Here is a 12,421-nt window from a genome sequence, read left to right as displayed (position 1 = left end):
TCGAAATTGGCGACCAACGAATGAGAATTGGCGTAGTCAACGACATGCCGATGGCGGTTGAACTTCTGCGCCGGCTGGTCATGTCGACCGGCGAACACCAAGTCGCATGGATTGCGACCAATGGGCGTGAGGCGGTCGAGGTCTGCAGACGTGATCTGCCGGATCTGATACTCATGGATCTAGCGATGCCAGAGATGGACGGGGTGGAAGCGACCCGCAGAATCATGGCGGAAACCCCATGTTCAATCTTGCTGGTGACAGCCAGTATCGAAGCCAACGTCGCCGGCGTCTACGAAGCGATGGGGCATGGCGCGCTCGACGCCGTCGATATTCCCTCAGTAGGCATCGAAGGTGATGCGTCCTCGCAATCCGCACGGCTGTTGACCAACAAGATAGCAACGATCGGCAAGCTGATCGGCGATGCGCCGGGCAAGGCAAGAAGGAGGATGTCCCGTGCGGCTGAGCCGACAGCTCGACGGCTAATTGCAATCGGTGCCTCTGCTGGCGGGCCGGCCGCCGTTGCCGCAGTCCTGAGCGCGTTTCCCGTTGATTTCGCCGCCGCCATCGTGCTCGTACAGCATCTCGATGCCCAATTCGTTCCAGGCCTTGCTGATTGGCTCGGCCAGCATACGCCTCTCCCGATCCGTCCAGCGCGGGAAAACGATAGTCCTCAAGCGGGCACCGTTCTCATTGCCAGTTCCGCGGATCATCTGGTTTTCAAGTCAGCTCAGCAACTTGGCTATACGCCTAGCCCCGAGGACAGCGTTTATCGGCCGTCCGTAGATGTGTTCTTCGAAAGTGCCGCGCAATGGTGGCCTGGCTCGGTGATTGGAGTCCTGCTCACAGGCATGGGCAGGGATGGTGCGCACGGGTTGAGACAGCTCCGCGACAAGGGGCATCTCACAATCGCGCAGGATAGAGCAACCAGCGCCGTCTACGGCATGCCGAAGGCCGCCGCCGATGTCGGCGCGGCTGTTGATATTCTTCCTTTGAGTGCGATCGGCTCACGCATAATCGAAGCCCTTTCAGCGCTCCAGGTGAAAGGGTTCGTCCGATGACGCTAGAACCACAGCTGGTCCCACCACTTGCAGATAACTATTCATCCATGGTTCTGCTCATCGATGACCAGATCATGGTTTGCGAGGCGGTCAGGCGCGCTCTAGCCAGCGAGCCTGATATCTCGTTACACTTCTGCACCGACCCATTGAGAGCGATCACGGTCGCCGACGAGGTAAAGCCAACCGTCATCCTGCAGGATCTCGTCATGCCCGGGGTCGATGGGCTGCATCTGGTGCGAGAATACCGGAAGCATGCTTCGACACGCGCGGTCCCAGTCATTGTGCTGTCGAGCAAGGAAGACCCAGCCACCAAGGGCGAAGCGTTCGGTGCGGGAGCGAACGATTATCTCGTAAAGCTTCCGGATCGTATCGAGCTGATTGCACGCGTTCGATATCACACGCGGGCCTATCTGGATCACGTCCAGCGAGAAGCTGCATACCGAGCGCTAAGGGAAAGCCAGCGACAGCTGATCAGTGCTAATCTCGAGCTTGAACGTCTGACGCGGATCGATGGCCTGACGGGCCTCGGCAACAGGCGCTATTTTGACGAATATCTGGCGTCTGAATGGAAGCGTGCTTTTCGCGCACAATCCCCATTGTCGCTGTTGATGATCGATGCCGACAACTTCAAACGATACAATGATACCTATGGCCATATGGCCGGCGACGAGGTGCTCAAGCAAATCGCCCGCGTAATCCAGAGCGGTTCCGGCCGTTCCACCGATCTCGCTGCGCGGTACGGAGGCGAAGAGTTCGTCATCGTGCTGGTCGACACTTTACTGGAACAATCCAGTGCGATCGCAGAGCAGCTCGTCCAGAGCGTGCGGGAGCTGAACATACCCCACGGCTCGGATCGCGTGACCATCAGCGTTGGCGTCGCAACAGCGGTGCCCACCGAGAACGAAACGCCGAAGGATTTCGTCAATGCCGCCGATCTGGCTCTTTTTCGTGCCAAATCGGAAGGACGAAATCGTGTTGCGCTTCAGATGTCCCGCGCTTGACGAGTGGCTAGGCAAACTGTTGGGCCATGCAAGCCGTATTGCCGGTCGTGAGCTCATGGCGGCAGGATGGTACACTTTCACCAATTGCATGATAGCGGACGTGCTGCGGCCGCCGACCTGTCGGCCTATCCGAATACCGCAGCAGGCTCCAAACATTTGAAAATACGTTGAATGCACCCCGCTCGCCGGCCTTCAAGAAGGTCTATGCCGACCAGCTCGCTCATTCCGCGGTTGGACATCAAAAACTCATCGCCATTGCATTTGGCTGAAGCGGGCGCCGCAGTTCTGCTCTGACAGGAGCGTGGACCGCAAGCAGTTCGTTCCACTCCACCGAGTTTTCTGCTTGAATACCTCTAAAGCCATCCATGGAGGCCCCTTCCATTCTGAATGATCCCTTCGCCCCCTTACGACAGCGTTTCCTGGCTCGGTGCGCCACTCAACTCGCGGAGTTGAGGGCGGCGCGTCAGAGAGGCCCGTCAGTGGGCTCCAACGACACCCTGATTCCCACCGCGCACTCGCTCGCCGGGGCCGCGGGGACATTCGGGTTTGCGGAGATCAGCGCGCGGGCATCGGCGTTGGAGACATTGCTGATCGAGCAGGCGGACGATGGGGCCTCGCACGCCGCACTCGATGCACTTATCACGGAGATCGAGCGGACGCTGAAGTGACTCAGCAGACGGGGCTCACTTCTTCGCGCCGCCCAGGCCGGTCCTGGTCATCTCACCCCAGCTCTGGTCGGCCCGAAGAAATTGCCACCAGCCCTTCACGCGCCAGAAATTGTTGAGCTGGCGGTAGCCGAAATTCTCGATCACGGCGACCGCCGTCAATACCGCGAGGTCCCTGGCGCGGGGAAAACGCTGCAACTCGGCCTCTTCGAGAACGAGGGAGCATACGCTCACGCAGACGCCATAGGTGAAGATGAGCGAGGTGAAGGCCAGAAGATATTCGGCCGAAAGGACACCGAGCAGCCAGAAGGCGGGGATGAGGATATAGCCCAGCACCTCCGCCACCGGTCCCAGAACGTCGACAATGAAGATGTGGCCGAAGCCGAGAAAGCCGACGCGGCCATAGCGCGGGTTGAAGAGCATGGAGCGGTAGCGGAAGAAGCATTCGAGCGAGCCGCGCTGCCAGCGCGTGCGCTGCCGGGCAAGGACGCTCAGCGATTCCGGCGCCTCGGTCCAGCACACCGGCTCCGGAATGAACTGGATGCGGTATTTGCGCTTTTTATCCCGCATATAGCGGTGCAGCTTGATGACGAGGTCGAGGTCCTCGCCCATCGAACCCTTGGTGAAGCCGCCGACCGCCACCACTTCGGCTCGGCGAAACATGCCAAAAGCGCCGGAGACCAGCATCAGTGTGTTGATGCGGCTCCAGGCAAGCCGCGCCATCAGGAAGGCGCGCAGGTATTCGACCACCTGGAGCAGTGGCAACAGACGGCGTGGCAGACGGACCTCGCGCACCCTGCCTGCCTCGATCCTGGAGCCGTTGGCGATGCGGATCGTGCCGCCGACGGCAATGGTGCGCTCGGGGTCGTCGATGAATGGCTGGGCGGCACGCATCAGCGCGTCGGGCTCAAGGATAGAGTCGCCGTCGATGACACAAAAGAGCGGCGCGCGACAGACATTGATGCCGGCGTTCTGGGCGTCGGCCTTGCCGCCGTTCTCCTTGTCGACGACGAACAGCCGCTCGGTCATCGGTGACGAATAGAGGCCGCGGATCGGATTGTGCGCGAGCGCCTCCTCATAGGGCCGATGGAACTTTACCAGCTTGAACGCCTCGATGAGGCGCAGCAAGGTCTCGTCTTTCGAGCCGTCGTTGATGACGATGACCTCGAAATTGGGATATTCGAGCGCCAGCATGGAATGGACGCTCTCGACCACGTTCAAGGCCTCGTTGTAGGCGGGCACCAATAGCGCGATCGGCGGCGCGACATCGCCATAGCGGTGCCAAAGCAGCGCCGAGCGCGCGACCGGTGGGCGCTTGGACAATGCATAGCCGGCGACGATGAGCTGCAGGAGGTATATCGTCGTCTGCGCCAGCCCGGCCCCGATGATGAACCAAGACAAGATGGTGGCGGCAAGAACGATCTCGTCGCTCCAGTCGGCGATCATACGGCTGGTCCCTCGGCAAGAATGAGCGAGGCGGTGCGCTGGCTGCGCGAGACCTCACTGTCGGCAATCTGGCGCAGCAACCGCTCTCCCGGCTGGCCGAAGGAGCGCAGCGCGTTGGCGGCGGCATAGCGCACGTTCCACACCTCGTCGCCCATCAGCTTGGATAGCGGCCGGCCAAGTTCGGCGAGGCCGAGGCGGCCGGCGGCATCGGCGGCCGCGCTGCGCACCTCCCAGTCGCCTTTTGTCATCGCGGTCGAGAGGATCGCCGGCGCGTCGGCATTTCCGGTGAGGCCGAGCGCCCGCAGTGCCGCCGCGGCAACCTCGGGCGAGGCGTCGTCGGCCAAGCGGGCGAAGAGATCGGCGAAGCGGAAGCCGCCGGCGCGGGCCAATGCGTCGATCGCGGCCGCCCTTATGAAGGGCACGGCGTCGGCGCGCGCAGCATGGTCCGCCAGTTCCTCCAGGCGCGCGTGCGGAAAGCGCCTGAACAGCTCGATCAGGCGTCGCGAGCGCTGCCCGGCCACGCCGATCTTGCGCAGCGCAATGCCGAGCGGCGGCAGGCTGTTCAGATCGCAGAGCGCTATGGCGACGGCGATCCTGACCTCGCGCGAGCGGTCGTGGTTCAGCGCGGAAAGCAGGCTTGCCACCGCACCTTCCGAGCGCAGCGCCGCCAGCATCTCGGCCGCATGGATGCGTTCGGCGCCGTTGCCCTTTTCCAGTTGCCTGCCGACAAGGGCCGGCAGGCCACATTCCTTGAAAGCAGCAAGGACATCGTCGTGCTCCTCGCCGCGCAAAAGCGAAATGAACTCGAAGCCGGTATTGATCGCCACGCCAGCCGGCACCGAAAGAATGGCCGTTTTCAACACCTCGCGGTCGCGGCTCTCGGTGAAGGCGATCAGCGCAGTCAGAAGCTGACGCCGCTGATCGGCCGCAGCCTTGCTCCGGCGCTCCTGCAGGACGCGTCTCGCGATCAGGAACAGCATGATCACCAGCGAAAGAGCGCTGAGCAGTATGGAGAGATCCCAGATGTACCACATGGTCAGAACCGCGCGGTCAGGCCGAGACCGAATGTATTCCGGTCGAATCTCGGTCGTTCTTCATGCGCGATGCTGGCGCGCAACGTCAGCGGATCGCTGATGTCCCAGGAAACACCACCAAAGACCGCGCGCGTCGGCACCAGCGTGCCGTCGGAGATTTCGGGAGCGTCGGCATAACCGCCGAACACGTTGAAGTGCGGTGTCGCAGCAAGGTCGACGCGAAGCACATAACCGTCTGCGCCCGTGCCGATATCATCCTGCGCATGAACCCAGCGGGCGGAAAGCCCCAGGCGGCCGTCTAGGATAGAGGTCTGCACCCATGGCGAGATGCTGGTGACATTTGTGTCGGCGAAATTGTCGTAGCGGGCGTCGATGTTGAGCGAAAGCGGGCCGAACGCCTTTGCCGGCGCCATGACCTGCCACGAAGCCCCGGCGCCGATCGAATAGCGCGCGAGGAAATCAGCGTCCGGCGTCGCCGCCGCCAGAGCATAGGCAGAGAACGCCGGCGAGAAGGCCTGGTCGATACGGCCTTCGATCTGGACGTCGGTGCGGCCGAAGCGTGTAGCCAGCCGGGTGCGACCGGAAATCGTGGTGCGCGGCGACAGCCGATAGGCAAGACCTGCCGAACTGTCGGTCCAGTCGCCGAGCTCGCTCGTGAGATCGCTCACCTCGCTGCCGAGATCGAGCCGCCATTTGCGCGGCGGCGGCACGGCCAGCCTTTGCTCGATATCGAAAGAGCCAGGCTCGACGGCGAGCGCTTGGCTGTAGGCATCCCGCGCGTCCTCCTCTTTACCCTCGGCGCGGCGCACATCGCCGAGCCCGACCAGCGCCTCGGCATTGCGCGGATCGGCCGCAAGCACGCGCTGGAACGACTGCCCGGCCCGCGTGTAATCGGCCTCGAGCAAAGCCACTCTCGCATCCAGCTCGAGCGCCTCGACATTGCCTGGCACTGAGGCCAGCACGCCATCGACCAAGCGGCGGGCGCTCGGCGCGTCGCCCCGCCAGATCGCCAGGCGCACCTTGCCGAGCCGCGCGTCGAGAAGGCCCGGCTTGATCGCAAGCGCGCGGTCGAAGAAAAGCCCCGCCTCGTCGAAGCTTTGGCTGGAGCCGACGACCAGGCCAAGGGCGACGAGGATGTCGGTGTTCTTCGGCGCCAGTCCCAGTGCCCGGCGATAGACTTTCTCCGCCTCGGGCAGCTTTCCCGCCGCTCGCAGGCGTCTGCCCTGCTCCATCAGACCGGCGACGGGATCGGGCCGCCGGCTAGTCGGTTTCTTTGTCGGCGCCGGAACCGCGGGAGACCGTCTCACCTCACTGCCGGCGGCTTGCTTCGCCTTCTGGATATTCGCGATAAGCGTGGCGGCGTCAGCGTTGCCGGGCTCGGCCCGCAGGGCCGTTTCGGCTAGCGGAAGCGCGGCATCCAGATTGCCCGAGCGGAACTCGACCTCAGCCATGCCAAAGCTGGCGTCCCGATAGGTTGGGGCCAAGGACAGGGCGTTGGAAAAAGCGTCGCGCGCTGCCGACAGATTGTCGCGGCCGAGTTCGGCAAAACCGAGTTGCACCAAGGCGTCGGCGTTATCGGGTTTAAGCGCAAGGGCGCGCCGTAAAAACTCCACCGCCTCGTCAAAATGCTGCGCTTGCCTGGCCTTGACGCCGAACTCGTAAAGTTCATCCACCGTCTGCGCCAGCACCGCGCCCTGGGGCGCAGCGATCGCCAGGATCAGACATGCGCCAAGGGCTGCGCACCGGCGGCGCCGCATCAGCGTTTCCCGCTCTTTCGCGCGAGCAGACGCGCCAACCGCGCCAGAAGCTCCTCGGGGATGAATGGCTTCACAAGGTAGTCGTCGGCTCCTTTTTCGAGGGCCGAGACGATGTCCCTTTCGCCCTTGCGGGCGGTCAGCATGACGACCGGGGTTTCGGACAAAGCCGGATCGCCCTTGATGCGGGCAAGGACCTCCAGGCCGTCGGCCTTGGGCATCATCGCGTCGAGCACGATGATGTCCGGCGCCTCATGCTCTGCCTTCGAGAGCGCTTCCGCCCCGTCTACTGCTTTGATGACCTCATATCCCTTTGCCCTGAGCCTGAATTCCATCAGCTCGATCAACAAGGGATCGTCATCGCAAATCAGAACTCTTGCCTTCGCTCCGTTCACCAGCCTTGCTCCGGTTCCGTCGCCCCCCGGAGTGATCCCATGAACCGACATCCGCCAATGCGGTCCATGCAGACAGAAATATTCGTCTCGACTCTCTCATCGACGTCCGCCGATGCCACGCGATTATAGACAACCTGATTCGCTGCGCCTGCACCTCGGCACAATCAGTAGATGAATAAGGCGACATGGTATAGGAGCCCTGAACGGCATCGCACAGTGTGCAGACAAACTGCGCTCGGTGGCCAAGCCATACGTCGGCTCAGGTGCGCGATAGAAGCAATCTTTTGACTTCACCGGCAAGCGCAAGCGGGTCGAAAGGTTTGGCGATCACCCCCACCGCCCCCATAGCCAGATAGCGTTCGACCTCATGCGTCTGGGTGCGCGCGGTGATGAACACCACGGGTATCGACGCCGTCGGCCGGGACTCGGCCAGGCGCCTCAGCGTCTCCGGTCCGTCCAAGTCCGGCATCATCACATCGAGCAGGATGAGGTCGGGCCGCCATTCGGCGGCATCGGCCAGCGCCTGCATGCCCGAAGAACAGGATCGCACCTCGAATTCCGGCTCGAGCTCCAGCGACATCTGGGCGATTTCGCGGATATCGTCCTCGTCGTCTACATAGAGGATCCTTGCGGGCATTAGCATCACTCCTTGGCGTGCGCGGCAGGCCGAGTGCCATTGCGGGACGAAACCAACATGTTCCGTACCAACTTTGCCACATCGATTTCCGACGCTCTGGTCTTGGTCATGATCGCCTGCACCCGATCGCCGAGCTTCTGGTCGAGTTCCGCCGCCGAGAACACGATGACCGCAGTCTCGAGCGGCAGATCGGTCAGGAGGTCGAGGCCCGATCCGTCGGGAAGCGCGATATCCAGGATGACTAGGTCGAAGCGATGGCGGGCGATCGCCTCCTGGGCCTGCTTTAGTGTCTTCGCCGAGGTGATCGAGACGCCCGAACCCAGCCCTTCTGACATCACCGCAAGCACGCCCTCATCGTCTTCGACATGCAGGATTTGTGGCTTCGGCTCGACCCTACGGCCGACGATCTTGGCAAGAGCGGCGTGAAGCCGTTTCGAATCCACCGGCTTCTCCAGCCAGTCGACGATGCCGACGGCGCTGCCGTTCAGCGAGCGCCTGGCCTCGTCGGCGACGGCGGAGATGACGATGACCGCAATGTCGGAATTCACCGGTGATGCCCGTATGTCGTGGAAGAGCTTGATTCCGGATTCCCCCGCCAGCTTGATGTCGAGCGTCAGCGCCACGTAGTCGCGCGAGCTCAGCAGCGCCTTGGCGGTGTCGATATCGGGCGCGACGTCGCTGGCAAAGCCTTCTGCATCGAGAAGTGCTGCGATCACCACAGCAATGTCAGGCTCGTCCTCGCAGATGAGGACACGCAGGCGGCCATCGCGCTTGCGCGCCCGGCGCTCGACCGAAACCGGCTTCTCGGTCTGCCTGTGCGCTTCGGGGAGGTCAATGTGAAACGAGGTTCCCTTGCCTTCCTCGGTTTCGAAGGAGATGCCGCCGCCCAGCTTTTCAGTGATGGCCTTGACGATGCCCAAGCCCAGGCCAGTACCGCCTATCTTGCGAGTGCTGGAGGCGTCCGCCTGCTCGAACTTCCCGAATATGCGACTGCGGAACGCCTCGGGGATGCCAGCGCCCTGGTCCACGACCGAGATGCGCAGCATATCGGGGGCACGACGATGGAGTTTCACCGTGACGATGCCATCAGTGTGCGAGAACTTGATCGCATTCGACAGCAGGTTGGCCATCACCTGATGCAGGCGATCCGGATCTATGTTGGCTTCGGCGCGCGGGGCATCGTCGACCAAGACGATCCTGATTCGGCTGTCGGCCATGTAGTTGGTGCTGGCGGCAATCGCCTGTTCCAGGACCGGGCGGACAGCCATCTGCCTGATCTTGAAGGTGATCACGCCAGATTCGATCTTCTCCATATCAAGGATGTCGTTGATGAGAAGAACCAGCCTTTCACTGTTGGTGTGGGCGATGTTGACGAGATTGGCGGCCTTGGGGGGCAGTTCGCCGGCGACGCCGGCCGCGATCAAACCAAGTGAGCCGCGGATGGAGGTCAGTGGGGTGCGCAATTCGTGGCTGACCGTCGAGATGAAATCGTTCTTCAGCTGGGCATTTCGCTTTTGCTCGGTGATGTCGCGATTGTAGGTGATGACGCCGCTGATCTTGCCGGTCTCGTCGCGGAACGGTGCCTTCAGCGTGTAGAGCCAGCCTTGTCTGCCGTCCGGGAAAACCGCCGGCTGGTCGATGCGCAGCGTCTGCCCGGCTTCCAGAGCGCCCATCTCATCCTGCCGGAAGCGCTCGGCCACGTCCTTAGAGTAGAAATCGAAATCCGTCTTGCCGATAAGCTGTTCGACCGAAGCGGCGCGCATCATTTCGGCAGTAGCGGGATTGGCGGCGATGAACCGGCCGTCGACATCCTTGATGTTCAGGCAATCCGGGAGTTCGCGGACCATGGCGCGGTAGATCATGTTGGACATCGCAAGATCGCGCCGCCGCTGCTGCCGGTCCAGCAGAACGCTTATGAGGACGGTGCTGAGGAAGCGGAACACGAGTGATGGGAGTGTGCTCTGCTGCACCAGGTCGGCAACGACTTGCGAGGGGATGATCAGGAGCGTGATCAGCCCGGCGAAAGCTACCGACACGCCGAGTCCGAATATGTCGAACATGGTGCGAGACCGGGCAGTAACGATGTGGTGCCACGCAATACCGACTATAGCGGTGATGAGGATCCCCACGACACCGACGCTCGCGCCCTGTCCACCGAGATAGATGCGATAGGCAATGGAGCCGGCAGTAGCGATGAACATCGCCGGCCATCCACCGAAGAACGCGGCAGCCGCAATGAAGGCGGCGCGGAGATCGACGACGAAGCCGGAGACGGACAAGCCCGTCGCCATGGAAATGATCGCGCCCATGCACATGACCACACCAAGAACCAGCGACTGCATCCGCGTCGACAGACGCCCAGTGAAGTCCGCCACAAGATCCCAGGCGACCACGAGGATGGAGACCAGGGCAAGATTGGCGAGGAGTGACTGCCAGAACTCGGTCATAACTTTCCCGCTCCTTTTCCCGATAGATACCGCCAAAACCTATCCGAGGTCTAAAGAAGCTACAGGCTCCGGCCCTCTGCCAGTTGAGGCTCGCTGCTCGAAGTCGCGTCGGTGGTTAATCGGCGCGTCGACAGCCCTCTGGCCGAGCCTGCCATAGCCCGGGCGGAGCCATCCTCTCCGCTCGCGGTTTGGGCGAGCAACCCAAAGGGAGAGCTTCATGACACAATCGCGCGACTGGTTGATACAGTGGCTGAGAGACGCTCACGCCATGGAGGAGCAGGCCGAGACGATGCTCTCCGGGCAACTGTCACGCCTCGAAAGCTATCCGGAACTCCGCAACCGCATCCGTCAGCATCTCGACGAGACGCGGCAGCAGGCCTCGCGCCTCAAAAGCTGTCTTGACCGGATCGGAGAGGGATCTTCCGCGATGAAAGACGCAGGCGGCAAGCTCACCGCCATGGCCCAGTCGATCAGCGGCGTGTTTGCCGGCGACGAGGTGATGAAGGGGTCGCTCGCCAGCTATACTTTCGAGCATATGGAGATTGCCTCCTACATGATGCTCATCGCCGCGGCCCACGCCGAAGGGGAGGCCGAGGTGGCGCGTGTGTGTGAACAGAATCTGCGCGAAGAGGAAGCGATGGCGGATTGGCTCAAGAGCCACCTCGCCGAGACGACGCAGATGTTCCTGTCTCGCGCCGCGGCCGACAGCGATGCCGCGAAACGGTGACGCCCAAATGGCGCGGGCGGACTTTTTTTCTGGCGATCGGGTCCGCTGAGCGGCTCTTGCGCCGGCCGCTGGGTCTTAGGTCGCAGCTAAGAGCCCGCTTCTCCTCCCACAAGAGCGGACTCTTGTCTCGAGTTTATGATCGGCCGCGGATTCGTCAGGGCACGGGTGGGGCAACATGAAGCGACTTCTGTCAGATCTCGCCGCAATGGCTGAGCCCGGCTTCTGGATCGCCCCGGGGCTTTTGGCGCTGCCTTACGCAAGTGGGCGTATTCGTCCTCATTAAGACATGCCGGTGCCTCTGATCGCTCAGGCTTCCAGCCGCCCATGCGCGGACCTTAATACACCATCGTTGAGAGCACTTTCGGGTCTCACTGTCATGATCGCAAAGGGGCCGCGTGACCGACGAGGTGGGGATGCATCGACCGATGAAGTTGCTGGGCGCGTGTTGAGCAATCCGCTCGGTGTTATTGCGGGGTTGCTCCCATTCTTGCGCGTGGCGCACCATATTAGCCATTTGACGGGCGCAGATGCCGTTTGCGGGGACTCGCCCACCAAGAGGCTCTAGAGTTGCGAGTGTAGTCTGCTGGCCAGCCAGTCCGATACTTTTTCGGTCAGGGGGCGCGCTTCCCATTCGCCCAAACTGATCTGCCTTGATCGCGCAAGATCCTGGCTGAACAGGTCGATCTGCGTTTTGGCAAAATCTCGGCCGTAGACATTCAGCGTGGCTTCGTCGTTCAGTCGCAAAGAGCGCTCGTCCAGGTTGGCAGAGCCAAAGCTCGTCCAGACGTCGTCGACGATCAGGAGTTTGGGATGATACATCGTTGGCTGGAACTCGAAGATCCGGACCCCAGCATTGAGCAAGTCGCCCCAGAAGTACCGCGAGCCCTTTCGGACCAGGGGCACGTCTGTGAGCCAGTTGGGCACGATCACGTCGACTGCTACCCCTCGTTTCCTGGCGTCCAAGATCTGCTGCAGGGCAATATCGTCAGGCACGAAATAGGCCATTCCGATGCGAAGATGATCCCTGGCGGCAGCGATCGCCGCCAGCATCATCAGTTCCATGTTCTCCGAGCCATTTGGCTGCGATGACAGGATCAGCTGAGCGCTAAGCGACCCCGCAGGTTCGGAGGGTGGGTAGAACTTCTCACCTTGCAATGTCTCGCCGGCCGTCTCCAACCAGTTTTCCGCGAATGCCGCCTGGAAGGCAGACACTGCGGGTCCTTTGACTTGATAGTGCGTGTCGCGCCACTCATCTGG

11 protein-coding genes are annotated in these 12,421 nt (G+C 62.1%); 4 read left to right on the top strand and 7 right to left on the bottom strand.

All coding sequences use genetic code 11. The features are described 5' to 3' along the window. The first annotated feature begins 20 nt into the window (after nucleotides 1-20). From FJ946_RS15705 to FJ946_RS15695, 3 genes are all read left to right on the top strand, one after another. Nucleotides 21-1,058 carry a chemotaxis response regulator protein-glutamate methylesterase gene (locus FJ946_RS15705; RefSeq protein ID WP_140500726.1) on the top strand — a complete coding sequence of 346 codons (1,038 nt, stop codon included), beginning with the start codon at nucleotides 21-23 and terminating at the stop codon, nucleotides 1,056-1,058. 47 nt (nucleotides 1,059-1,105) lie between these two features. Next, on the top strand, nucleotides 1,106-2,059 hold the full coding sequence (locus FJ946_RS15700) for a PleD family two-component system response regulator (RefSeq protein WP_281405858.1): 954 nt from the start codon (nucleotides 1,106-1,108) through the stop codon (nucleotides 2,057-2,059). A 365-nt stretch (nucleotides 2,060-2,424) separates the two neighbouring features. Beyond that, on the top strand, nucleotides 2,425-2,727 hold the full coding sequence (locus FJ946_RS15695) for an Hpt domain-containing protein (protein ID WP_181165450.1): 303 nt from the start codon (nucleotides 2,425-2,427) through the stop codon (nucleotides 2,725-2,727). 15 nt (nucleotides 2,728-2,742) lie between these two features. Here FJ946_RS15695 and FJ946_RS15690 read toward each other — a convergent pair whose 3' ends face one another. The 6 genes from FJ946_RS15690 to FJ946_RS15665 form a co-directional block, all read right to left on the bottom strand. Further along, nucleotides 2,743-4,170 (bottom strand): glycosyltransferase family 2 protein, encoded by a 1,428-nt coding sequence (locus FJ946_RS15690; RefSeq protein WP_181165449.1) that lies wholly within the window; start codon nucleotides 4,168-4,170, stop codon nucleotides 2,743-2,745. Further along, nucleotides 4,167-5,204: a HEAT repeat domain-containing protein gene (locus FJ946_RS15685; RefSeq protein ID WP_140500728.1), complete on the bottom strand. Its 1,038-nt coding sequence runs from the start codon at nucleotides 5,202-5,204 to the stop codon at nucleotides 4,167-4,169. The genes FJ946_RS15690 and FJ946_RS15685 overlap by 4 nt, the downstream gene beginning before the upstream one ends. Nucleotides 5,205-5,206: 2 nt before the next feature. After that, a complete protein-coding gene (locus FJ946_RS15680; protein ID WP_140500729.1) occupies nucleotides 5,207-6,961 on the bottom strand; it encodes a YaiO family outer membrane beta-barrel protein in 1,755 nt (584 codons plus the stop codon). Continuing rightward, entirely contained in the window at nucleotides 6,961-7,353 is a 393-nt protein-coding gene (locus FJ946_RS15675; protein WP_140500730.1) for a response regulator, read from the bottom strand. Before FJ946_RS15675 ends, FJ946_RS15680 begins: the two co-directional genes overlap by 1 nt. A gap of 259 nt (nucleotides 7,354-7,612) precedes the next feature. Further along, a complete protein-coding gene (locus FJ946_RS15670) occupies nucleotides 7,613-7,990 on the bottom strand; it encodes a response regulator (RefSeq protein ID WP_140500731.1) in 378 nt (125 codons plus the stop codon). 5 nt (nucleotides 7,991-7,995) lie between these two features. Then, nucleotides 7,996-10,437 (bottom strand): ATP-binding protein, encoded by a 2,442-nt coding sequence (locus FJ946_RS15665; protein WP_140567905.1) that lies wholly within the window; start codon nucleotides 10,435-10,437, stop codon nucleotides 7,996-7,998. Between the two features lie 217 nt (nucleotides 10,438-10,654). Here FJ946_RS15665 and FJ946_RS15660 point away from each other — a divergent pair, with 217 nt between their 5' ends. Next, nucleotides 10,655-11,164: a DUF892 family protein gene (locus FJ946_RS15660; RefSeq protein WP_140732246.1), complete on the top strand. Its 510-nt coding sequence runs from the start codon at nucleotides 10,655-10,657 to the stop codon at nucleotides 11,162-11,164. Nucleotides 11,165-11,725: 561 nt separating this feature from the next. Here the strand turns inward: FJ946_RS15660 and FJ946_RS15655 are convergent. After that, on the bottom strand, nucleotides 11,726-12,421 hold a 696-nt coding region (locus FJ946_RS15655), incomplete at its 5' end, for a phospholipase D-like domain-containing protein (RefSeq protein ID WP_246675806.1).

Origin of the sequence: Mesorhizobium sp. B2-4-7, from assembly GCF_006442685.1 — a bacterium.
Lineage (GTDB): Bacteria > Pseudomonadota > Alphaproteobacteria > Rhizobiales > Rhizobiaceae > Mesorhizobium.
This window is presented reverse-complemented; position numbering and strand designations above follow the sequence as displayed.